Source organism: Arthrobacter sp. Soil736 (assembly GCF_001428005.1).
Classification (GTDB): Bacteria; Actinomycetota; Actinomycetes; order Actinomycetales; family Micrococcaceae; genus Arthrobacter.
Genome location: NZ_LMSB01000006.1, coordinates 14,636 through 40,753 on the forward strand (window position 1 = coordinate 14,636; position 26,118 = coordinate 40,753).

The window sequence follows — 26,118 nt, forward strand, 5'->3', positions numbered from 1 at the left end:
GCCGGATCAGTTGATCCTGCGCCCGCCCAACCAGCTCACCATCGCGGGGTCGCGGTGGTCGAAGAACAGGCTTGCGCCTGTGTCCAGGGCGGCGATCCGGCCCATCTGCTCATCGGTGAGGGCGAAGTCGAAGACATCGAGATTCTGGGCCATCCGCTCCGGACGTACGGACTTGGGGATGACGACGACCTCGCGCTGGATGAGCCAACGGAGCACCACCTGCGCGACAGACTTACCGTGTGCCTCGGCGATAGCACTGAGAACAGGATCGGTGAAAAGGTTGTTGCGGCCCTCGGCAAACGGCCCCCAGGACTCGATCTGGACGCCGCGTTCGCGCATCAACGCCTGATCAGCGCCGCGCTGGTGGAAGGGATGGGTCTCGATCTGGTTAACGGCCGGGACGATCTCGTTGTGGTCGATGAGGTCGACAAGCCGGTCGGGGTGGAAGTTCGACACGCCGATCGCACGGGCCAGGCCTTCCTTGTTCAGATCCTGCATGGCCCGCCACTGGCTGTAGTAGTCCCCGAGCGGCTGGTGAATCAGGTACAGGTCGAGGTAGTCCAGTCCGAGCCGGCGCAGGGAGTTTTCAAAGGCACGCCTGGTGTCGTCTTGAACGCTGCCGGCGGGGGCGTGCTGGATCCAGAGCTTTGTAGTGACGAAAAGGTCTTCGCGGGCGATTCCGCTCGCCTTGATCGCCGCGCCGACGGCCGCCTCGTTGCCGTAGGACGCTGCAGTGTCCAAGTGCCGGTAGCCGGCCGCGAGCGCGGCTTCGACGGCGGCCTGAGTTTCGTCGTCGGGGATCTGGAAGACGCCGAAACCAAGGATCGGCATCTGGACGCCGTTGTTGAGGGTCACGTTATTCATGGGTTTCCTTTGTATTCGTAGGTGGCTATCGGCCGGTTTGAGTGTGGGCGGCCGCGTAGTCCGGGTCGCTGACGGGTTCCAGCCAGGTGGCGCTCTCCCCGTGGTGGTGCTCGACCAGGGCCAGGTGGCACATCATGTTGTCCTGGGTTGCTCCGTGCCAGTGTTCCTCGCCGGGCGGGGTGTGGACCGTGTCTCCGGGTCGCATGAGGGTGGCATTGCCGTCGCGCGTGGCGACGATCCCGGTGCCGTCCGTGCAGTGCAGGGTCTGGCCGAGGGGGTGGGAATGCCAGTTCGTGCGGGCCCCGGGGGTGAAGCGGACGATGGCCGCGACGAGGGCCGAGGGAGCCTGGCCATGATGCAGCATGTTCAAATAGACGTCCCCGGTGAACCTGTCCCCAGGGCCTTTAGCGGTGGGGGTGGTGGGTATGAGTTGCATTCTGCCTTCCGTGTCGTTTGGTCGTTAGTGCTGCGGTTGTTTTGCCTGCCGCAGTGGCAGGGACGCGGCGATGAGAAAGAGAAGGACGACGGCGGTGGTGCCGAGGCCGATGCGGAGCCCGTCCATGAAGTCCTGCCCGGCCAGTAGGGCGCCGTAGATTGCGACGCCGAGGGAGCCGCCGACCTGCCGGGCGGTGTTGATGACTCCGCTGGCGGTCCCGGCTTTCTCTGCCGGCACGTGGTCCATGACCAGGGCGATGATCGGGGGCACGGTGAAGGAGCCGCCGACGCCGACGGGGACCATGATGAGCGCCACCAGCAGGGTCGGAGCGTCGGCGGGCAGCGCCCACAGGCCGGCAAGGCCCAGGGCCATGAGCAGTTGGCCGGCGGCGATCATCGCAACACCGCCGTAGCGGACCATGAACCGGGCCGCCAGGGGGTTGAGGAGGGCGACGAGACCGGTCATGGGCAGGAACAGCAGCCCGGTCTCCAGCGCTGTCGCGCCGCGTTGCTGCTGGAAGTAGAGGCTTTGGAGGAAGACGACGCCGTAGAAGGCCGCCATCGTGACGACCGCTATGGCCAAGGCAGTGGAGACAGTGCGCGAACGGAACAGGTCCAGCGGGACCATCGGGTGCGGTCCTCGGGCCTGCGCAAGCACGAATGCGGCCACTGACCCGGCACACACAGCGAACGGGATGAGGATTTCGGGTCTTCCATAGCCGACCGCCGCGCCTTCGATGATGCCGTAGGTCAGGCTGGCCAGGGCCAGCACGGCGGTAATCTGCCCGAACCAGTCAAAGGGCATCGGGCGACGCGGCGAGGGGGCGACGCGGATGAGCACGAGGAGCGCGGCCGCTCCGACGGGAAGGTTGACGAAGAAAATCAGCCGCCAGTCGATTTGGGTGAGGACGCCGCCGAGCACAGGGCCTGCGGCCGCGGCGACGGAGCCGCCCAGGCCCCAATACACGATGGCCCGGCCGCGCTGGGCCGCGTCATGGTAGGCCTCCCGGATGAGCGCCAGAGAGCTGGGGGTGATCATCGCCGCGCCGATGCCTTGCAGGATCCGGCCGGCGATGAGGGCCGGGAGACTCGGGCTGAACGCGCAAGCGGCGGAAGCGGCAGTGAACAGGATCATGCCGAGGCCATAGGCGCGGCGGGCCCCTACCCGGTCGGAGAAGGTCCCGGAGAACAGTTGCAGGGCAGAAAACATCAGGGTGTAGCCGGTGACGATCCACTGCAGGCCGGACAGGCCGCCTCCGAGGTCGTTCCGGATCTCGGGGAGGGCGACGTTGACGATCTGGGCATCCAGGGCAACAACGAAGAACCCCAGCATGGCTACCGCCAGCGAAACGCGCGGCCGGGCCATGGTTGTCGTCGGGCTGACAGCCGACACGGACATGGTGTCCTTTCAGGCAGGGGAAACGGGACTCATTCAAGAAAACCAGCCCATTCCCACGCGTGGGAGTGCCTGCTGTGCGGTGTACTGCCAGTTCCTGTTAGGCCGGCCGGCCCCGTCGTAGCGTAGAGACCATGGACAAAAGCAAAGACGTCCGCGAATTCCTCATGAGCCGGCGATCGCGCATCACCCCCGCCCAGGCCGGGCTGCCCGCCTACGGCGGAACCAGGAGAGTGGCCGGCCTCAAACGCGAGGAAGTGGCCATGCTCACCGGCGTCAGCACCGAATACTACGCACGGCTCGAACGTGGGAACCTGCGGGGAGTCTCCGAGAGCGTCCTAGAGTCGCTCGCCGGCGCCCTCCAGCTCGACGAGGCCGAACGAGCCCACCTGTTCGACCTGGCCAAGGCCGCCGCGCCGTCGCGGGCATCAGGAACGCGCAGGGTCCGGGCAGAAGTGCGCCCCAGCGTTCAAAGGATCCTGGCTGGGATGACCGGCACACCCGCGTACGTCCGTAACTCACGCATGGACATCGTGGCCGCCAACGACCTCTGCTTCGCCCTCTACACGGACATCCTCAGCCCCGATGCGCTGCCATTGAACCTTGCCCGGTTCATGTTCCTTGACCCACGATCCCGAGACTTCTTCCTCGAATGGGAGACCATCGCTGACGATCTCGCCGCGGCGCTGCGTGCCGAATCGGGACGCAACCCGCGCGACCGGGCCTTGAACGGCCTCATCGGCGACCTCGCCACGGGAAGCGCGGAATTCTCAACACGCTGGGCACGGCACAACGTCCGCTTCCACCGCTCAGCCCGCAAGACACTGCACAACCCCATAGTCGGTGACATCGAACTCACAGGCGATGCACTCGAACTCCCCGGAGAAGGTCTGACCCTCATCGCCTACACAGCCGAACCGGGAAGCGAGTTCCAGGAAAAACTCGACTTCCTCACCATGTGGAGCACCACCCACAAGCGTCCGGTTGAACCGGCTTCGCGAACGCCAATGATCTCACCGCCTGAAGCTGACGCACGGGACTGACGGACGGACTGAGTACCTTATTGCGCTGCGAATACCGCGCCAAATGACTCCGCGACTCACGCGCCAACCGACCTTTCATTGGGCACGGAGGCGCCGCATGATAGGCACATGACTGAAATCACATCAGCCGACGAATCCGCCGTGGCAAGGGCACAACGCGAACTCCAAGCGGCCGGTATCCGCACCGTGATCGGCACTGTGGTGAATGCTTCGGGCATCACGCTGGCCAAGAGCGTTCCGTTAGCCCGGCTCGGAACCTTCCACGATTCCGGGATGGGTGCTGCCCCTGTCTGGCATGTCTTCACCATCGACGGCGGGATAGCGTTCACGGACACCATCACCCCCGTTGGGGATATGCGCCTCAAGATCGATATCGCGGGACTCCGTGTCCTGCAGGGGGGCCGGGCGTGGGCACCGGCCAGCCTTTTCGAACAAGACGGAGCCCCCTCTCCGGCCTGTGCCCGCGGCCTTCTGGCCGACGTCGACGGCAGTCTCGACGCGGCCGGATACCAGGCACTCGTGGGCCACGAACTTGAGTTCTTCCTCATCTCCCCGGACGGTTCAGCGCTGGAAACCACGCCCTGGGTTCCGTATGGGGCAACCGGTCTTCTGGACCGATCGGAATTCCTCGACGATCTGCTGTCAGCGCTGAACCAGGCCGGCATTCCCATGGAGCAGATCCACGCCGAGTATGGCAGAAACCAGTTCGAGTTTTCCCTTCCCCCAGCATCGCCCGTCCAGGCCGCGGACACCGTGGTCCTCGCCAAGATCATCGTTGGCATCGTCGCCAGGGCCCACAGCATGCAGGCCTCGTTCTCCCCGTCGCCCTTTCCCGGCACCGTCGGAAACGGTGCCCACCAGCACATTTCGTTGCAAAAGAACGGCCTGCCGCTGTTCTCCGGCGGCAGCGGACCGCATGGCATCTCCGACGACGGGGGCGCAGCCATCGGAGGAATCATCGCAGGACTCCCCGATATCCAGGGTTTCCTCACGGGATCAGTTTTGTCCGGCAGCCGGCTGGCACCCGGCACGTGGTCGGGTGCCTACTTATGCTGGGGCCTGGAAAACCGCGAAGCCTCGGTGCGCTTTCTGAACGAGGGCAAGAGCAATCCGCACGGCGCCAACGTCGAGGTGAAAATCGTCGACCCGTCGGCAAACGTGTATCTGGCCTCCGCGGCCATCCTTGCACTCGCCCTTGACGGCATCCGCAGCGGGCGCAAGCTTCCGGCAGAGATCCCGGGTGACCCGGGAAGGCTTTCCGATGACGAGCGGCACCGGGCCAACGTCCGGTTGCTCTCAGACTCCCCCGCCGCCATCATCAACACCCTGGACAAGTCACGCCTTGCACGCGGGCTTCTCGGAGACGCCATCGTCGATGCCACGGTGGCCGTCCGGCGCTATGAACAGCGGACCTCCGCGGACCTCGCGCCGGATGAGCTTGCCGAGCGCTTTCGACTTGCCTGGTCGATCTAATGGCGGGCGCCTCCTTCCCGGACTTCGTCGAACAAGTCAGCCTCATTGATCACCACGTGCATGGCGCGTTTCACGCCGACGGTGATGAGGCACGCTTTCAGAACTCACTCAACGAGGGGAACAACCAACCCCTGACCAACCCCGAGGACACCTACAACACGCAAATCGGGCTCGCCATCCGGCGCTGGTGCAGCGGCATTCTTGATCTGCCACGGCACGCCTCACCGGCGGAATACTGGAGCCGGCGCTCCGAGCTTGCAGAACTCGAGGTCAGCCGGCGCATGACCCGCGCTGCCGGCGTGAGCGACTGGCTGATCGATACAGGATTAACAACCGCTGACTACCTCGGCCCGGCCGGCATGGCCGACGTCTCCGGCGGGCGAACCCACGAGATCGTTCGCCTGGAAGTGGTCGCCGAGTCGCTGATCCAGGAAATTGCCAACCCGGCAGATTACGTCGAAGAGTTCGGCCAGCGGCTTCAAAACCTCACCCTCAGCGCTGTGGGCGTCAAAACAGTCCTCGCCTACCGCGCAGGATTCGACCAGAATCTCAGCCGACCGACCCCGGCTGCGGTCACTGAAGCAGCCCGCCGCTGGCAGGACAACCTGGGCACCGGCATGAATACGAAGCTCACCGACGTGACACTCATTGCCCACGGGATCCATGCGGCGGTGTCGATGAAGCTTCCGTTGCAATTCCATGTCGGATTCGGTGACCGCGACCTGGACCTCCACAAAACCAATCCCCTGTACCTCCTGGACTTTCTCAGGTCCCCCGAAGTCCGAGACACACCAATCATGCTGCTCCACTGCTATCCGTTCGAGCGCGAGGCCGGTTATTTGGCCCACGCCTTTGAAAACGTCTACATCGATGTGGGCCTTGCCGTGAACTTCACCGGGTCACGGAGCCCGGACCTGGTGGCCCGCTCATTCGAACTGGCTCCGTTTACGAAAATCCTTTACTCCTCCGACGCTTTCGGCCCAGCCGAACTTCACTACCTCGGAGCGAGGCTATGGCGCAACGCAGTCACGAAGGTAGTGGGCGGATGGATCGACGACGACTGGTCAGAGGCGGACGCCCGCAGGATCGTGCAGCTCGTCGCCCACGACAACGCCCGCCGCGTGTACGCGCTCCCCTGAGCCACCGGCCTTGATCGGGACCGCAGTGCGATCCGGGAAACGTGAACGCAATGAACTTAACGTTCTCTGGTTACACAAGAGTGAGCGGCGTCACTTTCGGCCCTAGCATCGGAGAACCCCCGATCAAACGGACCAACGAGAAGAGGAACAACATGCGCGGATTGAGCGCATTGCGCGTAGCTGCAGTCGCGGCAGGCATCGCCCTGATGGCTTCAGGCTGCGGAGCAACCGGCAAGACTGGCGCCGGCCCCTCCACCACCGGCGCGGACACCGCCCCCCTCGCCGGGCTGCGGATCATGGTGCCCAACACCCCCGGCGGCGGCTACGACACCACGGCCCGTGCAGCAGCGAAGGTTCTCGAAGACGAGAAACTCGCCACCAACCCCGAGGTCTTCAACCTCGCCGGCGCCGGCGGCACCGTGGGCCTGGCCCGCATCGTCAACGAAAAGGGCAACGGCGACCTGGCCATGCTGATGGGCCTCGGCGTCGTCGGAGCGAGCTACACCAACAAGTCCGAGTCGAAGCTGACCGAGACCACCCCGCTGGCCCGGCTCATCGAAGAGCCCGGCGCCATCATGGTGTCCAAGGACTCCCCGTACAAGACCATCGACGACCTCGTCAACGCCTGGAAGAAGGACCCGTCCAAGATCAGCGTCGGCGGCGGCTCATCGCCCGGCGGACCGGACCACCTCCTGCCCATGCAGCTCGCGGGCGCAGTCGGCATCGACGCCACCAAGGTCAACTTCGTCTCCTACGACGGCGGCGGCGACCTGCTCCCGGCCATCATCGGAAACAAGCTGGGCTTCGCGGCCTCCGGGGCCGGCGAGTACCTCGAGCAGATCAAGTCCGGGGCCATCCGCGTCCTGGCAACCAGCGGCGAGAACCGGCTTGAGGGAGTGGATGCCCCCACGCTCAAGGAATCCAACATCGACCTGGTCTTCACCAACTGGCGCGGCATCGTGGCCCCTCCCGGCATCAGCGACGCCGACCGCGACGCCCTGATCGCCACGCTGAAGAAGATGCACGAATCTGCGTCCTGGAAGGAAGCCCTGAAGACCCACAGCTGGACCGACGCCTTCATCACCGGTGACGAATTCAAGTCCTTCCTCACGGACCAGGACAAGCGCGTAGCCGACGTCCTGACGAAGCTCGGCCTGGCGTGACCTCCTTGTCATCCCGCCTCAAAGGCCGCTCCGAGCTGGGCATCGCAGCCCTGCTCGGGGCGGCCGGCGCCCTGGTCCTCATCGACGCAGCGCGCCTGGTCACGCCCTACTCCCAGTCAGACCCGGTGGGCCCCAAAACCGTGCCCATCATCGTGGGAGCACTCCTGCTGGTCTCTGCCGTGATGCTGGCAGTGAACGTCCTCCGCGGCGGCCACGGCGAGGCCGAGGCCGGCGAAGACGTCGACCTGACCCACCCGAGCGACTGGAAAACCGTCCTCCCGCTCGCCGGTGCCTTCATCGCCAACATCCTCCTGATCGACTGGGCCGGCTGGGTCATCTCCGGCACGGTGCTGTTCTGGGGCAGCGTCTGGGCACTGGGAAGCCGCCACTACGTCCGGGACGGCCTGATCTCGCTGGCCCTGTCGCTGCTGACGTTCTACGGCTTCTACCTCGGCCTGGGCATCGCCCTCCCGGCCGGACTCCTGGAAGGGATTCTCTAAATGGACATCCTGTCCTCACTCATGGGCGGGTTCGCGACGGCGCTGACCCCCATGAACCTCCTTTACGCCCTGATCGGCGTCATCCTGGGCACGGCCGTCGGCGTCCTTCCCGGGATCGGTCCGGCCATGACCGTCGCGCTGCTCCTGCCGGTGACCTACGTCCTCGAGCCCACCAGCGCCTTCATCATGTTCGCCGGCATCTACTACGGCGGCATGTACGGCGGCTCCACCACCTCGATCCTGCTGAACACACCCGGAGAATCGTCGTCCGTGGTCACCGCGATCGAGGGCAACAAAATGGCCAAGGCAGGCAGGGCCGCACAGGCCCTTGCGACGGCGGCCATCGGTTCGTTCGTGGCCGGCACCATCGGCACCACGCTGCTGGTGGTCGTTACCCCCATCGTGGTCGAGTTCGCCGTCAGCCTCGGCTCCCCCAGCTACTTCGCGATCATGATGCTGGCGCTGCTGGCCGTCACCGCGGTCCTGGGCGCATCCCGGCTGCGCGGCTGCGCGTCGCTGGGCCTCGGCCTGGCCATCGGCCTCGTGGGCATCGACTCCGTCACCGGCCAGCGGCGCCTCACCTTCGGCCAGCCGCTGCTGGCGGACGGACTGGACATCGTCGTCGTCGCCGTCGCGATCTTCGCGGTCGGCGAGGCCCTGTGGGTCGCGGCGCACCTGCGCCGCACACCGCTGCAGATCATTCCCGTGGGCCGCCCGTGGATGGGCAAGCAGGACTGGAAGCGGTCCTGGAAGCCCTGGCTTCGCGGAACGGCATTCGGTTTCCCTTTCGGCGCCCTGCCCGCGGGCGGCGCCGAGATCCCCACGTTCCTCTCGTACGTGACGGAAAAGCGGCTCTCCAAGCACCCCGAGGAATTCGGCAAGGGCGCCATCGAAGGCGTCGCCGGACCGGAGGCGGCCAACAACGCCGCGGCCGCCGGCACCCTGACGCCCATGCTCGCGCTGGGCCTGCCGACGAACGCCACGGCCGCCGTCATGCTGGCGGCGTTCACCCAGTTCGGCATCCAGCCCGGACCGTTCCTGTTCGCCAACGAAGGTCCGCTCGTCTGGGCACTGATCGCCAGCCTCTTCATCGGCAACACGCTGCTGCTGCTGGTCAACCTGCCGCTGGCGCCGGTGTGGGCGAAGCTGCTCCGGCTGCCCCGCCCCTACCTGTACGCGGGCATCCTCTTCTTCGCCACCCTGGGTGCATACTCGGTCAACCTCCAGGCGTTCGACCTGATGGTCCTGCTGGTCCTGGGCGGCCTCGGCTTCCTGATGCGGCGCTACGGCCTGCCCGTGCTGCCCCTCATCCTCGGGCTCATCCTCGGGCCGCGCGTAGAAGGCCAGCTGCGGAAGACGCTTCAGCTGAGCGCCGGTGACGTCTCCGGGCTCTGGAGCGAGCCGATCGCCATCATCGTCTACATCATCATCGCGCTCATCCTGCTCTGGCCCCTGCTGGCCAAGGTCTTGCGCCGCGTGCGGCCCCGCACCGCAGCGCCGGTCGCTTTTGCGGAAGCCGCTTCAGCGCCGGCTGCTCGCGATTCAGTTGCGGCACAGGGTTCAGTTACGGCGCAGGGCACGTCGACAACGGCGAATGGCGCCCCCGCCGCCGGCACGGCAGCTGACCAGGAGTCCCCGGCCACGGGCACCCGTCACGCTGCAGACGCCACACCCGCCAACCACGGACAGGAGAAATCGTGAGCATCATCGTCGGCTACGTCCCCACGGCAGAGGGCACGGCAGCGCTCGACCGCGCCATCAGCGAGGCGCACAAGAGCCAGAGCCGCCTGGTCATCATCAACTCCTCACGGGGCGACGCCATCGTGGACAAGCGGTACGCCCAGGCACAGGACATCAACGAGGTCACGGAACGGCTGGAGAAGGAAGGAATCGACCATCTGGTCCTGCAGCCGGTCCGCGGCAATGACGCGGCCAGCGAGGTCCTGGAGGCCGCGGAGAAATACCGGGCGGAACTGATCGTCATCGGCCTCAGGAAGCGAACCCCGGTGGGGAAGCTGATCATGGGCAGCACGGCGCAGCAGATCCTGCTCGAAGCGTCCTGCCTTGTGCTGGCGGTCAAAGCCGGCGCCTGAGCCTGCGGCCGGGCACTCACCAGCCAGCGCCACTAACCATGCCACTAACCACGCCTCGGGCCGGGGTCCGGATCCATCGCGATCCGGACCCCGGCCCGCGGCACTGTGAAAGGACCACCCATGACTGTTTGCGCCCCCGATCTCCGCGCCCGTACACCGTGGCCGGCCCGCGAACCCGTTGCCAACTGGGCAACGCTCTCGCCCGCTGACGAGGTAGAGATCCGCCTCAACGGGCGCGCGGTTGCGTCCGGCCGCGTCGACATGCGGGCTCCGGACGGCAGCGTCATCTGGCTCATCCAGGACGCCGGGCGGGGGCGTGCGCTGTTTCTGCAAAGCGACGGCGTAATGGTCTTCCGGCGCGCCCGGAGGCACGTCGCCGGCCCGGGCCGCACCCGGATTCCCGGCGAATCTGGTCAGGCCCGCCGGTCCTGACCGCCACCGTCCGATACCGTAAAGCCATGAACCAGTACCGGCTAGCCATTTTGGACGACTACCAGGGCGTCGCGGAGGACTTCGCCCCCTGGAGCTCCCTGAAGCAGCGGGGCGTCGCCGTCACGGTGTTCGGCGGGCATTTTGGCTCGGAGGCCGAAACACTGGCGGCCCTCGCGGACTTTGACATCGTCATTGCAATGCGGGAGCGCACGCCGTTTCCCCGCAGCGTCATCGGGGGGCTGCCCCGGCTGAAACTGCTCGTGACCACCGGCGCCGCCAACGCGGCCATCGATCTGCAGGCGGCGGCCGACCACGGAGTCGTGGTGTGCGGAACCGGCGGCTCACCCACCGCGGCGCCGGAACTGACGTGGGCATTGCTGCTGGCCTTCGCCCGGAACCTAACGGCGGAAGAGGCCTCCTTGCGCGCCGGCCATTGGCAGAACGCCATCGGGTTCGAGCTGTCCGGAAAGACGCTGGGAATCGTCGGGCTGGGGAAGATCGGCACGCGTATCGCCGCCTATGGCCGCGCCTTCGGGATGGACGTGCTGGCCTGGAGCCAGAACCTGACGGAGGAAACCGCCGCGGCGGCCGGCGCCCGCAGGGTCAGCAAGGAAGAACTCTTCACGGAGTCCGACGTCGTGTCCCTGCATCTGCGCCTGTCGCCGCGTTCGGAGGGGACGGTAGGCGAACGTGAGCTGCAGCTCCTTGGGCCCGAAGGTGTCTTGGTGAACACCGCCCGCGGCCCGCTCGTGGACCAGCAGGCAATTGTCACCGCCCTGCAGGAGGGGTGGATCCGCGGGGCAGCCATTGACGTGTTCGATGAGGAACCCCTTCCGGCAGGGCATCAGCTGCTGGCCGCTCCCCGGACACTCCTGACACCCCACCTTGGCTATGTCACACAGGAGAGCTACCGGGCGTTCTTCGGCGGCGCGTTCGAGGACGTGACAGCCTGGCTGGACGGCGCCCCGGTCCGGACGCTGACGCCTTAGCCGGATTCACCTAGCGCCGGGGGGCGGCCGTTTCGGCGCGCCCGACCGCCGGGGCAGTCACGCTTCGACGCGCTCAATCGTGACCGTGCCCGCGTCGCCGTCGACCCCGACCTGCCGGCCGCTCGTCAGCCGCTGCGTGGCCACGCCGGTGCCGAGAACGGCGGGGATGCCGTATTCGCGGGCCACGATCGAGCTGTGGCTCAGCGGTCCGCCCACGTCGGTGACCACTCCCGAGGCCATGGCGAACAGCGGCGTCCATGCGGGCGTGGTCATGCGGGCAACCAGGACCTCGCCCGGCCGCATGCTGGCGAAGTCCTCGGGGCCGCCGAGGAGGCGCGCCGGCGCGGTCACCTGCCCGGAACTGGCGCCGACTCCCGAGAAGGTGTCGCCGCGCTGGTCCTGGGAGCGGGCCGGCATCATACTTCCGAACGCCCGTTCCATCCATCGGCTCTCGGGCAGGAGCTGCGGCGCGGCGGCCTTCCGCTGTCCGCGCCACACCATCTTGCGCTGCTCCACGGCGTCAGCCCGTACCGGCCGTTCGGTGCCGGTGATGGCTGCGCCCGGCGTGGCAAGGCCGAAGTCGATGGCATTGCGCAGCTCGTCGAGCCGAAGCCAGAAGATGTCGGCGGGCTCTGCGATGATGCCCGAGCCGACCAGCCGCTGACCAAGCTCCAGCAGCATCCGCCGCATCAGCGGCCATGCCAGGCCAATATCGGCCAGCGCGTCCTCTCGGACGGGCGCCGCCTTCTGCGCCCAGCGCAGCAGACGGGTGAAGACGGCGCGGCGGGCGGGGCCAAGCCTGCCGCGGATCGCCCTGCTCTGGTCATCCCGGCGGTCGGCCGAACGCTGCTGGCGCTCATGCGGGTCGTTGCCCTGGCCGCTCAGGAAGAACTTCAAGGTCTCCAGCAGGGCCGAGGGATCGTCGGCGGGCACCGGGTTGACGAAGTCAAGGTTGTACACCGCATGCCCGAACCGGTCCAGATGCCGCTGGAAGCGCGTCCGCCACTGCTCCCATTCCCCCGCGCCCACGCCGGCTGGCCTCTCTCCCGTCCGCAAGGACGCGGCGATCGATGCGGCCGGTCCGGAGGTCATGGCTGCGGCCAGTTCCGGGTTTCCGCGGGTCCACGCCGCAAGGTCGTACAGTGACTTCTCGGCACGGATGGGCTCGCTGTCGTACCCGAGCAGGAACGTCTGGCCGGGCGGGTCGCCGGCACGGCGGACCAGCCGGTCGTAAAACGCCCGGAACAGGATCTCGCTCGTTGCCGCGATCGGGATGACGGACTGCACCGCCGTGTAATAGGCGGTTCCGGCGTCCAGCAGCGCGGAGATCCCGCCCAGCAACTCGGAGGACGGAAGGTCCTTCACCGGTTTGGCGGCCCAGCGCCGCACCAGCCCGCGGTAGCTGGGGTGGGAATGGTCCCGCCAACCCTTGATGCCCATGTGCGCCTTGCCGCGGGCGAGGGCACCCACCGCCGTCAGGGACTTGCCCATCACCCGCCACATTCCGCTGGAGCTGTAGTAGTAGTAGGCGTAGCCGTTGATCGTAGGCAAGGAGACGTCGCCCTCCCGCACGACGTCACGCCCCACGGCCTCGGACAGAAGGGCCTTAATCGACCGCGTCACCGAGCCGTCGATGAGGTCGGCGAACAATGGTGAGAGCGGATCGGGCAGCTGCTCCACAATGCTCGCCCGGAAGTACATGCCCTTCGGATAGGGCAGCGGCCATTCTGTCGGGGTCTCGCCCGCGGGCTCGGGCAGCGCGGTGACCGGGCGGGACTGGACAATGAAGAAATCACCGGCCGAAAGCGCCCATTCGATGTCCTGCGGCGAGCCGAAATGCTCCGCGATGGCCACGCCCTGCCGTGCCAGCTCGGCCGCCGCCGCGTCATCCAGGACCGGCTGGCGGCGCTGCCGCTCAGGAACCGGCAGCTCCCTGGTGCCCTTTTCCGAGTAGGCCGTCATGACCTCCTTGTCCGCGGTCCGCCGCGACTCCACGCGGCCGGTGGCGGGATCCACCACGACGTCGTCGGTGGTGACGGCTCCGCTGACCACCGACTCGCCCAGACCCCAGGCGGCACTGATCACCACCTGGTCGCGGCGGCCGTTGGAAGGGTTGGCGGTGAACATGACCCCGGCTGCGTCCGACTCGACCATCCGCTGGACCACCACCGCCAGGCGAACCGTGGCGGGATCTAGCCCCTCACGGGCCCGGTAGGCCATGGCGCGCGCATTCCACAGGGACGCCCAGCAGTCAATGACCGCAGCCGTCACGGCATCGGGGCCCCGGACGTTCAGGTAGGTGTCCTGCTGTCCCGCGAAGCTGGCCGAGGCAAGGTCCTCTGCGGTGGCCGAGGACCTGACCGCCACCGGCGCATCGGCCTCGCCGCCGTCGCCTGGGGCCGCAGTCCTCCGGGAGAGCCCGCTGTAGGCCTCGCGCAGCTCGCGGGCGATCTCCTCCGGCATCACGCCCCCGGTGAACAGCGCCCGGATCCGCTGCGCAGCGGCGTCGTAGCCGGTCCCCAGGGCACCGGGAGGAAGCGTGGCAAGTTCCAGAATCCGCGGGGCGAGGCCGTTGGCGTCGACGAAGTCCGCATACGCTGCGGTGGTCAGCACGAAGCCGGGCGGAACCGGAAATCCTGCCTGGGCCAGCTCCCCGAGGTTGGCGCCCTTGCCGCCGGCCGTGCCGACGTCGCCGCGCCCCACCTGGCCAAAGTCCTTGATGTAGGTCATGACCGTGCGTCCCTTCTGCCCGGCCCAGTTAGCAGCACCGCCCAGTTTGCAGCCCTGCGCCTGGCTGCTCCCATTTTGGCACGGCCGAATGCACGGTCCTATGGCCCGACGCGACCCGTCAGAAGCGGGCGGCGGGCCCGTGAGACCGTCCCTTTACTCCGTGCCGTGCGGGCGCCACACCACCACGGCCTGGGACCTGGCCCGCGGCCGCTGCCCCCTCGCCAGGCTGACCACGTCGCCGGCCGTGCCGGCGGCGAAGATGCGGGAGTCCAGGGGCTGACGACGGCGGCCCAGCTCCTCGGTCAGTTCGCTCACCCGCCGTTGCAGCGCGGCCACCTGATTCTCCAGTTCGAGAATGCGCTTGATCCCCTCGAGCGAGACGCCCTCGTGGGAGAGCCGCTGCACCTCACGGAGCATGGTCACGTCGCGCTGGGAGTACCGGCGGGACTTGCCCGGGGCGCGGCTGGGGGAGACGATGCCCAGCCGGTCGTACTGGCGGAGCGTCTGCGGGTGCATGTCAGCGAGTTCGGCCGCCACCGAGATGACGAAGATCGGCTGATCGAAGTTGATGTCCACGGCTGACGCCCGTCGCTAGAGCCGGGCCTTGGCTGCCAGGCCCTCGCGGACATCCGCGCCGGCGGTGGCGGCTGCGAATGCTTTCACGGCCTCCTCGGCTTCCTTGCTCAGGTTCCGCGGAACGGCGACGTCGATGGTCACCAGCAGATCGCCGGTGCCCTTCGAGGTCTTCACGCCGCGGCCCTTGACCCGGAGGGTGCGCCCGGACGGCGTGCCGGCCGGCACCCGGACCCGGACGTGTTCGCCGTCGATGGTGGGGACCTCGATGTCGGCGCCCAGTGCGGCCTCGGGGAAGCTGACCGGCACGTGGATGCGGAGGTTGTCGCCGTCGCGCGTGTAAAAGTCGTGGGGCTTGACGTTGACCGTCACCATCAGGTCGCCGTTGCCCGAGGGCCCGTACTGTCCCTTTCCGCGGACGCGCACCTTCTGGCCGTCCTTGATGCCGGCCGGTACCCGGACGTCGATGACATCGCCGTCCGGCTCGCGCAGGCCAATCGTGGTGCCGCGGATGGAACCGGCGAAGGAGATGCTGGTGCTCGCCGTCCGGTCGGCGCCCTTCTGGGGCGCGCGCTGGTAGCCTGCCGGACCGCCCGCGCCGCCGAAGCCGCCGCCGAACAGGTCCGCGAACTCGGGCGGGATGCCGCCGGCAGTGCTGAAACCGCCGGAGTGCCGGCCCGCGTTGCCTGTGAACAGGCCGCCGAAGAGGTCCTCGAAACCGCCGTTCGCGGTGCTGCCCGCACCGTGGGGAGCAAAGCGTGCCCCGCCGCCCATGGCGCGGACGGCGTCGTACTGCTGGCGCTCATCGGGGTCGGACAGCACGGAGTACGCCTCGGAGATGTCCTTGAACTTCTTCTCCGAGGCAGGGTCACCGGAGTTGGTGTCCGGGTGGTGCAGGCGTGCGAGTTTCCGGTAGGCCTTCTTGATGTCAGCGTCGGAAGCGTCCTTGGCGATGCCAAGGATCGCGTAAAAGTCCTTGTCCACCCAGTCCTGGCTAGCCAATGGCGTTTCCTTTCAAAAGTACAAAAGCGTTAAGGCGAGATTACCGCTGAACGCCGTAGCGGATGAGGGGGCCTGGCGTGGCCCCCTCATCCGCGAAGGCGTGGAGGTGACTACGCCGGAACGGCCACAATCACTTGTGCCGCGCGGAGGACGCGCTCGCCCGACTTGTAGCCGGAGCGGAGCACCTGGCTGACGGTGTCAACCTCGATGTCCTCGCCGGGCTGCTGGATGAGGGCCTCGTGGATGGTCGGATCGAACTCCACGCCGGTCTCATCGATGCGGGTCAGGCCGTACGTCTTCAGCGCGCTTTCCAGCTTGGCGGCAATCGCGGCGAACGGGCCGTCCGCGAGGTCACCGTGCTGGCGGGCGGCGTCGACGTCGTCCAGCACCGGGAGCAGCGAGTTCAGGACGCCGATGACGGCCATCTCCCCTGCCACGGCACGGTCGCGCTCAACGCGCTTGCGGTAGTTGACGTACTCGGCCTGCAGGCGCAGCAGATCGTTCTTCAGCTCCGCGGCCGCGGCGGCTTCCGTTCCCTGGGCCACCGATTCCTCCGCCGGCACCTCCACCCGGTTGAGGATTTCCTCGGCCTGGGCGAGGGCGTCGCCGTCGGAATCCGCGGCGGTCTCGACAGGCTCGACCACCGGTTCACGGTGGTGCTCGCCCTTCGGGTGCCGTGCCTGCCCGGTCACCGGGTCCACCTTGCGGTGGTCCCGGATGACCGGCTCGTCACGCTTGCTGCCCTGATCGCGGGAAGAACCGTGCTCCTCTTCGTTACCGTGATGCGGCATGGTTACTTCTTCTCGTCTGCGGCGTCTTCGTCAACGATCTCGGCGTCGACGATGTCCTCGTCAGCCTTGCCGCCGCCTGTGGCACCACTAGCGGCGCCTTCGGCACCGGCAGCGCCGGTTGCACCGTCCGGCGAGCCGGCCTGTGCGTAGATGGCCTCGCCGAGCTTGGACTGGGACGCCTGCAGCTTCTCAAACGCGGTCTTCACGGCTGCGTCATCGGTGCCTTCGAGCGCCTTCTTGAGGGCGTCGACGTCGGCCTTGACCTCGGTCTTGACCTCTTCCGGCAGCTTGTCGCTGTTGTCGGCGATCAGCTTGTCCACGGAGTAGGCGAGCTGTTCGGCCGTGTTGCGGGTGTCCGTGGCCTCACGGCGGGCCTTGTCCTCGGCTGCGTGCTCCTCGGCGTCCTTGACCATGCGGTCAATGTCTTCCTTGGAGAGCGCGGTGCCGCCGGTGATGGTCATGGACTGTTCCTTGCCGGTGCCCTTGTCCTTCGCCGAGACGTGCACGATGCCGTTGGCGTCGATGTCGAAGGTGACCTCGACCTGCGGGACGCCGCGGGGAGCCGGGGCGATGCCGGTCAGTTCGAACGTGCCCAGCGGCTTGTTGTCGCGGGTGAATTCACGCTCGCCCTGGAAGACCTGGATGGCCACGGACGGCTGGTTGTCGTCGGCCGTGGTGAAGGTCTCGGACCGCTTGGTGGGGATGGCCGTGTTGCGCTCGATCAGGTGCGTCATCACACCGCCCTTGGTTTCGATGCCCAGGGACAGCGGGGTGACGTCGATGAGGAGAACGTCCTTGCGCTCGCCCTTCAGCACGCCGGCCTGCAGGGCAGCGCCGACAGCAACGACCTCGTCCGGGTTGACGCCCTTGTTGGGCTCCTTGCCGCCGGCCAGTTCCTTGACCAGTTCGTAGACGGCGGGCATGCGGGTGGAACCGCCCACCAGCACGATGTGGTCGATCTGGGAGAGCTTGATGCCGGCTGCCTTGATGACGTCCTGGAACGGCTTCCTGGTGCGCTCGAGCAGGTCCTTGGTGAGGTCCTGGAACTTGGCGCGGGTGAGCTGCTCGTCCAGGTGGACCGGGCCGTCGGGGGTGACGGACAGGTACTGGAGCGAGACGTTGGTGCTGGAGGAGGAGGAGAGTTCCTTCTTGGCCTGCTCGGCAGCTTCACGGAGGCGCTGCAGGGCGATCTTGTCCTTGGACAGGTCGATGCCCTTGACCTTGAGCTGGTTCAGCAGGTACTCAACAACGCGCATGTCCCAGTCGTCGCCGCCGAGGTGGTTGTCACCGGCAGTCGCCTTGACCTGGATGGTGGAGAAGTTGTCTTCATCCTTGCCGACTTCCAGCAGGGAGACGTCGAACGTTCCGCCGCCGAGGTCGAAGACCAGGATGAGTTCGTCTTCCTTGCCCTTGTCCAGGCCGTACGCCAGCGCAGCGGCGGTGGGCTCGTTGACAATGCGGAGGACGTTGAGGCCAGCGATTTCGCCGGCTTCCTTGGTGGCCTGGCGCTGGGCGTCGTTGAAGTACGCCGGAACGGTGACCACCGCGTCGGTGACCTTCTCACCGAGGTAGGACTCGGCGTCGTTCTTGAGCTTCATCAGGATGCGGGCGGAGATTTCCTGGGCGGTGTACTTCTTGTCGTCGACCGGGACGCTCCAGTCGGTGCCCATGTGGCGCTTGACGGAGGCGATGGTGCGGTCGATGTTGTTGACGGCCTGGCGCTTGGCGATCTCGCCGACAAGGACTTCGCCGGACTTGGAGAACGCAACGACGGACGGCGTGGTGCGGCCACCCTCGGCGTTGGCAATAACGGTGGGCTCGCCACCTTCGAGAACGGAGACGACGGAGTTGGTGGTTCCGAGGTCAATACCTACTGCACGTGACATGTGTTGCTTCCTTCTTTCCTTGGAAACTTTCTGGCCCCGACCGTGGGCCCGCCGGCCGGGCTTTCACCCGCCGGGAGGACTGCAGGCCCGCTGACCGGGCCTGACGAGATCGAGGTTCGCCCACTCCTTGAGCGATCTACACTCAACTTTACCCAGGAGCGGGTTTAAGTCAATCCAAACTTGAGTCAACTACGCTCAACTTTGGATTTCGGACTGCTCTGCGTCCAAGGAAAGGCCCCCGGTGTTCCGCGGATATCCGCGGAACACCGGGGGCCACGACGACGGCGCCAGTGCGGTTTCGCTGAGCGTGAACCCGCGGGGCGTCGCCCGCCGGGCGGGGAGCTACCCTCCGGCTGAGGTGCCGCCGTCGTCCTTCCTTGGTGCGTTGACCTGGCCGTCCGTCAGTTCATCCTTCAGGTCATCGGCCGTGCCGCGCTCCGGGGTGGTGCCGGCGGCACCGTAGTCGCCTTCGGGATACTCCCCCTCTTCGTCGGCAGGCAGTTCCTGGCCCACCGTGCCGGCCTTCCCGTAGTCGCCTTCCGGGTATGTGCCTTCCTCGGCGTCGGCCGAGACTTCAACCGTTCCGGCGTCGCCATAATCGCCGGCCGGGTATTCGCCTTTCGCATCAGCGCGAGCATCGTCACCCACCACGCCGGCGTCGCCGTAGTCGCCTTCAACATACTGGCCGCTCTCACCTTCGAGCGCCGGTTCCCCTGTGCTGTTGTCGGCCTTTCCCGGGGCTTCAAACTCGCTGTTTTCGGTCATCGCGTGATCACTCCTTCGGAGGACTGGGCGCGCCCATCCGGGCGCATTGGCAGTCTACTCAGCCGCGGCAGGCGGCAACAGTGTCCCGGAACGGGGCTCCGATCGGCGCGGCTCAGGTCCCGGCGAGGCCCGTGGTGGCCACCCCCTTGATGATCTGCCGCTGGAAGAACAGGAAGACGACGATCAGCGGCAAGGCGGCCAGCAGCGCGGACGCCATGTTCTGAGCGTACTGGATGCCGTAGGCGCTCTTGATGGTCTGCAGGCCCACGGGAAGGGTCAGCAGGGAGCTCTCATTGGTGGCGATGAAAGGCCACAGGAAGTTGTTCCAGGCCCCGATGAACACGAAGATGGCCACTGCGGCCAGGATGGGCCGGGACAGCGGGAGCACGATGGTGGTGAAGATCCGCAGCCTGCCGGCACCGTCCATCAGTGCCGCCTCCTCCAGCTCGCGCGGGATCTGGTCGAAGAACTTCTTCAGCACGAACACCATGGGCGGGTGGATCACCTGCGGCAGGATGAGCGCCCAGTAGGTGTCGATCAGGCCAAGGGACTGCATCTGCTGGAACAGCGGGATGATGAGCACCGGCGGCGGAATGATGATCGAGGCCACGATCACGCCCATCAGTACGTTCTTGCCACGGAAGTTGATCCGTGAAATGGCGTAGGCCGCCAGGGCGGAGATCACCAGGGTCACGGCCGTGATCGCCGCGGAGGTGAAGATCGAATTGAACGTCCAGGTGGGGATGTTTCCGCTGCCCAGGACCTTCGCGAACGCATCCAGGGTGAAGCCCGACGCCGGCAGCCAGGTGATGGGAGTGGCGGCCGCTTCAGTTTCGCTCTTCAGCGCCGTAACGGTGGCCCAGGCGAAGGGAACCAGCCAGGCCACGGCAAGAACGGCGACGACGGCGGTGGCCGCCACACGGGCCAGCGGCGGTTTACGCCGCCGGGCGCCTGAAGCTACCGGCGGCGGGGTGCTGGCCGACACCGCAGGCCGGGGAATTGTCTGGGTTGCCATGGCTATGCGCTCCTTTTCCGGGTGATGAACAGCTGTGCGACGGAGATCAGCAGGATGAGCCCGAAGAAGATGTAGGAGATGGCCGCGGAGTAGCCCAGCCGGTACCCCGTGAAGCCTGCCTCGAAGATGTACTGCACCACCGGGCGCGTCGCGCCCCCGGGGCCCCCGCTGGTCATCTGGTAGATCTGGTCGAAGACCTTCAGCGACGCGAGCACCTGGAGAATCACGATCATGGCGGTGGTCGGGCCCAGCTGCGGGAGCGTGATGGAGAAGAGCTGCCGCCAGCCGCCGGCTCCGTCTAGTGATGCGGCCTCGTAGTGCTGCTGCGGAATGTTCTGCAAGGCGGCCAGGTACAGCAGGAAATTGAAGCCCGTGGTCCACCAGACGGTGGCGATGACGATCGCCCACATGGCCATCGAAGGATCATTCAGCCAGGCGACCGGCGGCAGTCCGATTTTCGCGAGGATGTCGTTGAACAGGCCCAGCTGCGGGTTGTACATCCAGGAGAAGAACAGGGAGACCACCGTGGAGGCCAGCAGGAACGGCGAGAAGAAGGACAGGCGCCAGAGCCACTGCGCCGGCAGTCCCATGTTCACCAGGGCCGCCAGCGCCAGCGCTATGACCACCAGCGGGACCGTGCTGATCAGGGTGAAGTACAGGGTGTTGCCCAGGGACCGCCACATGTCGGGATCGGCGAAGGCTTCGGCGTAGTTCGCGAGGCCAATGAAGCCGTCGTTTGCTCCTGTCAGCGACTTTCCGGTGAGGCTCATCAAGGCGCCGGACAGCAGCGGCCAGACCAGGAACATGAGGAAGAACGCCACGAACGGCGCCACGAACGCCCAGCCCTGCCAGTTGTCGCGGAAGCTGCCGCGCGGCGCGGCGGTGCGCGGGATGTCACGGGGCGCGGTGCCGCGCCGCGGGATGTCGCGGGGCAGGACGGCCCGGGGCAGGCGCCGTTGGGGCGCGGTCAGTCGTGAAGTGGTCATGCGGACTCCTTTGTCACGGGCGGTGGTTCACAGGGCGGTGGTTCACAGGGCGGCTCAGTGGACAGAGCGGCTGTTCACAGAGCGGTTACTGCGTGTCAGACGGGATTGGGCTTGGCGAGCAGGGCGTTGATCCGGGCGATGAACGCATCCCACCCCTCTGCCGGCTTGATCCTGCCTAGGAAAACGTTCTGGACGTTTTCGGCAAAGTACTTCTGGAAGTCGGATCCCGATCCGGTGAACCAGGCCTGGGGGTCGTAGTTGATGATGTCCGCCGCGTGGGCGTAGTGGGACTGCGGCAGCAGGGCGGCGTATTCCTTGGACCGCACCACCGGCTGGTACGCCGGAATGTGGCCGGCTTCGGCCCAGTCGAGCGAACCTTTGAGCATGGACGCCACAAACTTGTACACATCCCGCCGCTTGGCATCGTCCGCCCTCGCCTGATGCGGCAGCACGAACGCATGCGAATCCGCGAACGCCGCCGGCGTGCCGAAGAGCGTGGGGATGGTGGTCGCGTCGAGCGGGACACCGGCCGCCTTCATGGTGGGCAGCTCCCAGACGCCGGTGAAGAGCATCCCGGAGCCCTGCGAGGCGAACTCGGCAATGGCCGTCCCGCCGTCACCGCTCCTGGTGGCAATGCTGTCGTCCAGCATTTGGGTGATGAACTGGAGGCAGTCGACGGCGACATCGCGGTCCACCTGCGCCGGCTTCCCGGGCTCCAGGACCATGTCCGCGCCGTGCTGCTTGTAGAAGGTGTAGAACATGCGCCACATCTGGGCGCCGTCGCCAAGGAAACCGTAGGACAGCCCGTGCTTTCCCGTGACCCGCTGCAGTTCCCGTGCCACGTCGAAGAACTGCGCGGGCGACGAGATCTCAGCCAGCTGGCCGTTGCCGCCCAGGACTCCCGCCTTACCGGCCACCTCGGTGTTGTAGAGCAGGATGAACGGATGCGAGTCCAGGGCGATGGAGAACACCTTCCCGTCAAGCTGGCTCTTCTCCCAAATCCGCTGGGTGAAGTCTTCCGGCCTGACGCCGTACTCCGCCAGAAGGGACAGGTCCCACGGGTCCAGGAGGCCGCCCGGCGCATAGCCGGCAACGCGGGCCGCGTGCATCACAGCCACCTCGGGAGGACGCCCTCCGGCGGAGGCCATGGCAAGTTTCGTGTAGTACGGCGGACCCCAGGCGAGCACTGTGGGCTTCACGGTGAACTCGGGATGGGCCGCGTTGGCCCGGTCGATCATGGATTGCATCTTGATGCCGTCGCCGCCGGACAGCAGGTGCCAGAAGCGGATGTCATTGCCTGCGGCCTGCGCCGCCCCGCCGCAGCCCGTCAGGCTTGCCCCGAGCGAAATGCTGCCAACCAGCGCACCCCCTCCGAGCAGCAATTGCCTGCGGGAAAGATGCATCAGGCGTGAATCAACTTGCTTCACCGTCACTCCTTTGGACGTAGCCGCTGGCAAATGTGCGGCCCCGGCGACCGCCGGCGCCACGCTCAACGGCTGTGGGCTGAAGACGACTTTATATCGTTGTAGATTCGGTGGCAAGAGATTTTTGTTAGCGTTCACAAATTCGTTGGGCACCGCCATTCCCTGGCCTGACTACCCCAGGCCGGCAACCCTGGCCAGGATGTCCACATGATGCTGGAACAGTGCGTCGCGGGCCGAAAAGGTGTCGGCGCCGTACTGACCGAAGACTTCGAAGCTGATGGCCCCGAAGACCGACGTCCACGCCAGCGCACCGCGGGCCAGCAGCGCGTCCGGCACAGCCAGGTCCATTTCGCTGCGGATTGCCTCGAGGTCCGCAGACAGCGCGGGAACCACAGCCGCGGCGTCCGGCGCAGCCAGCTTGCCGGCCCTGTAGGCGGAGTCCAGGATCCCCATCAGGCCGATGACCACCCGCGTGCCGGGGCCGGTGGTACGCTCTGCCGGCGCCTGATACCCGGGCACCGGACTTCCGAACAGGAGCGCGTAGCGGGCAGGCTCGCTGAGCGCCCATTTCCTGACGGCGTTGGCCAGAGCGGCAAAGCGGCCCCGGAAGTCGTCGGCCGGGACAGACCCGACGGCAGCCTCCACCGCATCTCCCAGCTCGCCGTAGGCGTCAATGAGCAGAAGCGTCAGGAGCTCGTCGCGGCTCTCCACATAGCGATAAACGGCGGATGAAACGACGCCGAGGTCGCGGGCGACGGCGCGGAGCGAAAGTGCGGCAGCTCCGTGCAGCGCGAGATGCTCCCGGCCCAGCCTGATGATCTGCTCGATGGTCCGGGCGCGGGCCTGCTCGCGGGGCGTCTGGGGCTTGAGGGGATCGGCCATCTTCCAAGGATGGCATGGAATAGAGCAGCGAACACAACAGCGAGCAGTGCTCTTGACTTTCAGCCGCGGGTTGGCCATTCTGGATTCAGAGAGCACCGCTCTCACCAACTTCGAATGAAAGCGGGCACACCATGCCAGAAGAACTATTCGTCGTCACGGGCGCCGGGCCGGTGGGCTGGACGGTCGCCGAGCAGCTCGCCGGCCAGGGCCACCGCGTCCGCGTCCTGACACGTTCCGGCAGCGGCCCGGAACACCACCTGATTGAAAAGCGCGCCGTGGACGTATCTGACCGGGCACAGGTGGCGGAGTCACTGGCCGGCGCCAGTGCCGTTTTCCATTGCATCCACGGCTCCGCTTACAGCGTCAAGGCCTGGGAGCGGGAACTTCCCAGGGCAGAAGAGGCCATACTGGCGGCGGCAGGCGAGGCGGGCGCCGTCGTCGTCTTTCCCGAAAGTCTCTACTCATACAGTGAACCGACCCGGGTGATGACGGAGGACGGCCCGCGGGGGGCGCGGGGCGGGAAGCGAGGAGTGCGGACGGCGCTGCTGCAGGCGCGGGCGGCGAGCGCCACAAATACCGTGAGCGTGGTTGCGGGGGACTTCTTCGGACCCCGGGTCCGGACATCGCACGCCGGCGAGCGCATGGTGCCCAGGCTTCTGGCACAGCGGCCGCTGCAGGTGGTGGGCAGCGCGGACCAGCCGCATTCGTTCACATTCGTGCCCGACCTGGCGGCGGCGATGATCAAGGCTGCGCAGATGCCCGCGCTAGGGAACCGCGTGCTGCATGCCCCCACCAATCCGGCCCTCACCCAGCGGCAACTTGCTGGCGCTTTGGCTGAAGCGGCTGGTCTGCCCCGGCCAAAGGTCGGCGTGCTGCCGGGCTGGCTGCTGCGTGCCGTCGGAGTGTTCTCGGCCGACGTCCGCGAGCTCGCAGAGACGCTCTACCAGTTCCAGCGGCCGTTCGTGATGGACTCCGCAGCCAGCGAGGCGGCGCTGGACCTTCGCCCCACTCCCCTGGCGGCCGCGGCCCGGATGACAGTGGAGTGGTGGCGGTCGGAACCCTCCGCAGCGGCATCAGGATCCTGACGCGCGGAGTTGGGTGGTAACACGTTCAGTGGCAGCAGGTCCAGTGCCAACCCCGGTGGGGGCGTCCCCGGCCGCCACCCGAGTACCCTGGCGCTGCGCGCGCCCGCCGGCCGCCACGGCCGCCGCGCCGAGGAGGACCGGGACCAGCAAGGCCCACCCGCTGAACAGCAGGACCAGCACCATTACCGCGGCTGCAACGATGACGCCGTACCAGGCGGCCGTCCCCGGGCGAAGCAGCCGGACGCCGGACGCCAGCCCGAATGCCGTCACTGCCGTAAAGCAGGCCGACGCCGCTCCGATCTGGAACTGCATGCTTGCCAGCCCGGCCGCCGCCGCACCGAAGGACACGAACGTCATCGCCGCCAGCACCGCAAGGCTGGCGGCCGGCACCTGCCCCGGGGCTCCGCCGCGCGCCAGGCGCCGCGGCAGCACGCCATCGGACGCCAGCTTGGCACCCAAGCGGCTCGCGCCCGCAATGAAGGTGTTCAGCGGGCCGAAGGTGAGGACCGCCGCCGCGACCGCGGTGAGCGGGGCGGCCAGTTCTCCGAGCCCCTTCTCCAGCAGGTCCGCCACGGGCACCGCGCTGCCGGGCAGCCCGGGGCCGAGGACCGCGACGGCGGCTGCCACCACGCCGATGTAGACGACGCCCACCACGATCAGCGTCAGCCAGGTGGCCCGCTTGAGGTCCCGCTCCGGGTGGCGGAATTCCGCGGCCAGATGGGTCACGGCCTCCCAGCCGGCGAAGCAGAAGAACAGCAGGCTCGCGGCGCCGCCCACAGCCCAGTAGCCGTGAGGTGCGAAGGGCTCGAAGTTCTCCGCTTTCGCGTAGGGTGCGGCCACCGCCACGGCCAGCGCCAGCAGCCCCACGAGAACCACCATGAGCGTGAGCTGGATGCGGCTGGAGAGCCTGATTCCGACGGCGTTGCTCGCGAAGCCTGCCGCCAGCAGCAGCACTGCGGCCGCCAGCGCCGTTCCGCGGCCCCCGCCCAGGGCGTGGGCGATGTAGTTGCCGCCGATCACGGCGGTGGCGGGAGCCCCGAACGGGATGGCGAAGTAGAAGAGATAGCCGGCCACGGCCGAGGCGCGCCGCCCGAATGCGCGCGTCACGAAGTGGGCTATCCCCCCGGCGTCGGGCTGCTGACGGCTCATCTCGGCGAAACTGAAGGCCACGGGAGTGCAGAACACCAGCAGCAGCGCCCAGGCGAGGAGCGACGCCGGCCCCGCCTCCTGCGCCGCGATGGCGGGAAGCACCAGCACGCCTGACCCGAGGATGGCACCGACGTAGATCCCTGTCGCCCGGAAGACGCCGAGCCCTGCCTTGTTGCTGCCCCTGTTGTTCTCCACTCCTCTAATCATCCGCAGAACCTGGGCGGGCAGAAGCAGGGAAACAGTCGGCCAACGACAAAAAACTGCCTGTCTCGCTTCGGCCGATCCCGGGCGCGGAGGAGTAGC

Annotated in this window: 24 protein-coding genes; 10 read left to right on the plus strand and 14 right to left on the minus strand. The window is 67.1% G+C overall.

Annotation, left to right across the window (positions count from 1 at the left end; genetic code table 11):
- Positions 1–6: 6 nt before the first annotated feature.
- The 3 genes from ASG92_RS05130 to ASG92_RS05140 are packed head-to-tail and all read right to left on the minus strand — an operon-like array spanning position 7 to position 2,692.
- Entirely contained in the window at positions 7–864 is an 858-nt protein-coding gene (locus tag ASG92_RS05130; RefSeq protein WP_056625396.1) for an aldo/keto reductase, read from the minus strand.
- 25 nt (positions 865–889) lie between these two features.
- A complete protein-coding gene (locus ASG92_RS05135; protein ID WP_056625400.1) occupies positions 890–1,300 on the minus strand; it encodes a cupin domain-containing protein in 411 nt (136 codons plus the stop codon).
- 24 nt (positions 1,301–1,324) lie between these two features.
- Positions 1,325–2,692, minus strand: coding sequence for a DHA2 family efflux MFS transporter permease subunit (locus ASG92_RS05140; protein ID WP_240987012.1), 1,368 nt, complete (start codon positions 2,690–2,692; stop codon positions 1,325–1,327).
- A gap of 137 nt (positions 2,693–2,829) precedes the next feature.
- Here ASG92_RS05140 and ASG92_RS05145 point away from each other — a divergent pair, with 137 nt between their 5' ends.
- From ASG92_RS05145 to ASG92_RS05185, 9 genes are all read left to right on the plus strand, one after another.
- Positions 2,830–3,738 carry a helix-turn-helix transcriptional regulator gene (locus tag ASG92_RS05145; protein WP_056625404.1) on the plus strand — a complete coding sequence of 303 codons (909 nt, stop codon included), beginning with the start codon at positions 2,830–2,832 and terminating at the stop codon, positions 3,736–3,738.
- 108 nt (positions 3,739–3,846) lie between these two features.
- Complete coding sequence (locus ASG92_RS05150) at positions 3,847–5,211, plus strand: glutamine synthetase family protein (RefSeq protein WP_056625407.1); 1,365 nt, start codon at positions 3,847–3,849, stop codon at positions 5,209–5,211.
- Positions 5,211–6,350, plus strand: coding sequence for an amidohydrolase family protein (locus ASG92_RS05155; protein WP_056625409.1), 1,140 nt, complete (start codon positions 5,211–5,213; stop codon positions 6,348–6,350). The genes ASG92_RS05150 and ASG92_RS05155 overlap by 1 nt, the downstream gene beginning before the upstream one ends.
- Before the next feature lie 152 nt (positions 6,351–6,502).
- Positions 6,503–7,513 (plus strand): tripartite tricarboxylate transporter substrate-binding protein, encoded by a 1,011-nt coding sequence (locus tag ASG92_RS05160; RefSeq protein WP_056625608.1) that lies wholly within the window; start codon positions 6,503–6,505, stop codon positions 7,511–7,513.
- Positions 7,510–8,013 carry a tripartite tricarboxylate transporter TctB family protein gene (locus ASG92_RS05165; protein ID WP_056625413.1) on the plus strand — a complete coding sequence of 168 codons (504 nt, stop codon included), beginning with the start codon at positions 7,510–7,512 and terminating at the stop codon, positions 8,011–8,013. Before ASG92_RS05160 ends, ASG92_RS05165 begins: the two co-directional genes overlap by 4 nt.
- Positions 8,014–9,714 carry a tripartite tricarboxylate transporter permease gene (locus ASG92_RS05170; RefSeq protein ID WP_056625415.1) on the plus strand — a complete coding sequence of 567 codons (1,701 nt, stop codon included), beginning with the start codon at positions 8,014–8,016 and terminating at the stop codon, positions 9,712–9,714.
- The gene (locus ASG92_RS05175; protein ID WP_056625418.1) at positions 9,711–10,106 is read left to right on the plus strand and encodes a universal stress protein; all 396 of its coding nucleotides are present in this window, start codon (positions 9,711–9,713) and stop codon (positions 10,104–10,106) included. The genes ASG92_RS05170 and ASG92_RS05175 overlap by 4 nt, the downstream gene beginning before the upstream one ends.
- A gap of 120 nt (positions 10,107–10,226) precedes the next feature.
- A complete protein-coding gene (locus ASG92_RS05180; protein WP_056625421.1) occupies positions 10,227–10,538 on the plus strand; it encodes a hypothetical protein in 312 nt (103 codons plus the stop codon).
- A 26-nt stretch (positions 10,539–10,564) separates the two neighbouring features.
- On the plus strand, positions 10,565–11,527 hold the full coding sequence (locus tag ASG92_RS05185) for a D-2-hydroxyacid dehydrogenase family protein (RefSeq protein WP_056625424.1): 963 nt from the start codon (positions 10,565–10,567) through the stop codon (positions 11,525–11,527).
- 57 nt (positions 11,528–11,584) lie between these two features.
- On the opposite strand, the gene ASG92_RS05190 is transcribed toward ASG92_RS05185, so the two are convergent.
- The 10 genes from ASG92_RS05190 to ASG92_RS05235 form a co-directional block, all read right to left on the minus strand.
- Complete coding sequence (locus ASG92_RS05190) at positions 11,585–14,257, minus strand: PEP/pyruvate-binding domain-containing protein (RefSeq protein WP_056625428.1); 2,673 nt, start codon at positions 14,255–14,257, stop codon at positions 11,585–11,587.
- A gap of 153 nt (positions 14,258–14,410) precedes the next feature.
- Positions 14,411–14,833, minus strand: a complete 423-nt coding sequence (locus tag ASG92_RS05195) for a helix-turn-helix transcriptional regulator (RefSeq protein WP_056625429.1) — start codon at positions 14,831–14,833, stop codon at positions 14,411–14,413.
- 15 nt (positions 14,834–14,848) lie between these two features.
- On the minus strand, positions 14,849–15,832 hold the full coding sequence (locus ASG92_RS05200; protein WP_200951885.1) for a DnaJ C-terminal domain-containing protein: 984 nt from the start codon (positions 15,830–15,832) through the stop codon (positions 14,849–14,851).
- Between the two features lie 110 nt (positions 15,833–15,942).
- The gene (locus ASG92_RS05205) at positions 15,943–16,623 is read right to left on the minus strand and encodes a nucleotide exchange factor GrpE (RefSeq protein ID WP_056625432.1); all 681 of its coding nucleotides are present in this window, start codon (positions 16,621–16,623) and stop codon (positions 15,943–15,945) included.
- A gap of 2 nt (positions 16,624–16,625) precedes the next feature.
- Entirely contained in the window at positions 16,626–18,509 is a 1,884-nt protein-coding gene (dnaK, locus tag ASG92_RS05210) for a molecular chaperone DnaK (RefSeq protein ID WP_056625434.1), read from the minus strand.
- Between the two features lie 342 nt (positions 18,510–18,851).
- Positions 18,852–19,274 (minus strand): hypothetical protein, encoded by a 423-nt coding sequence (locus tag ASG92_RS05215; protein WP_056625438.1) that lies wholly within the window; start codon positions 19,272–19,274, stop codon positions 18,852–18,854.
- A 112-nt stretch (positions 19,275–19,386) separates the two neighbouring features.
- Positions 19,387–20,289: a carbohydrate ABC transporter permease gene (locus tag ASG92_RS05220; RefSeq protein ID WP_056625441.1), complete on the minus strand. Its 903-nt coding sequence runs from the start codon at positions 20,287–20,289 to the stop codon at positions 19,387–19,389.
- A 2-nt stretch (positions 20,290–20,291) separates the two neighbouring features.
- Positions 20,292–21,275, minus strand: coding sequence for a sugar ABC transporter permease (locus ASG92_RS05225; RefSeq protein ID WP_082579316.1), 984 nt, complete (start codon positions 21,273–21,275; stop codon positions 20,292–20,294).
- Between the two features lie 95 nt (positions 21,276–21,370).
- Positions 21,371–22,678 carry an extracellular solute-binding protein gene (locus ASG92_RS05230; protein WP_157372110.1) on the minus strand — a complete coding sequence of 436 codons (1,308 nt, stop codon included), beginning with the start codon at positions 22,676–22,678 and terminating at the stop codon, positions 21,371–21,373.
- Between the two features lie 192 nt (positions 22,679–22,870).
- Entirely contained in the window at positions 22,871–23,581 is a 711-nt protein-coding gene (locus ASG92_RS05235; protein WP_056625447.1) for a TetR/AcrR family transcriptional regulator, read from the minus strand.
- A gap of 131 nt (positions 23,582–23,712) precedes the next feature.
- Between ASG92_RS05235 and ASG92_RS05240 the strand changes: the two genes are divergently transcribed.
- On the plus strand, positions 23,713–24,666 hold the full coding sequence (locus ASG92_RS05240) for an NAD-dependent epimerase/dehydratase family protein (RefSeq protein WP_056625449.1): 954 nt from the start codon (positions 23,713–23,715) through the stop codon (positions 24,664–24,666).
- Here the strand turns inward: ASG92_RS05240 and ASG92_RS05245 are convergent.
- Positions 24,655–26,010, minus strand: coding sequence for an APC family permease (locus tag ASG92_RS05245; RefSeq protein ID WP_240987013.1), 1,356 nt, complete (start codon positions 26,008–26,010; stop codon positions 24,655–24,657). The two genes, ASG92_RS05240 and ASG92_RS05245, sit on opposite strands and share 12 nt — an antisense overlap.
- Positions 26,011–26,118 lie beyond the last annotated feature (108 nt).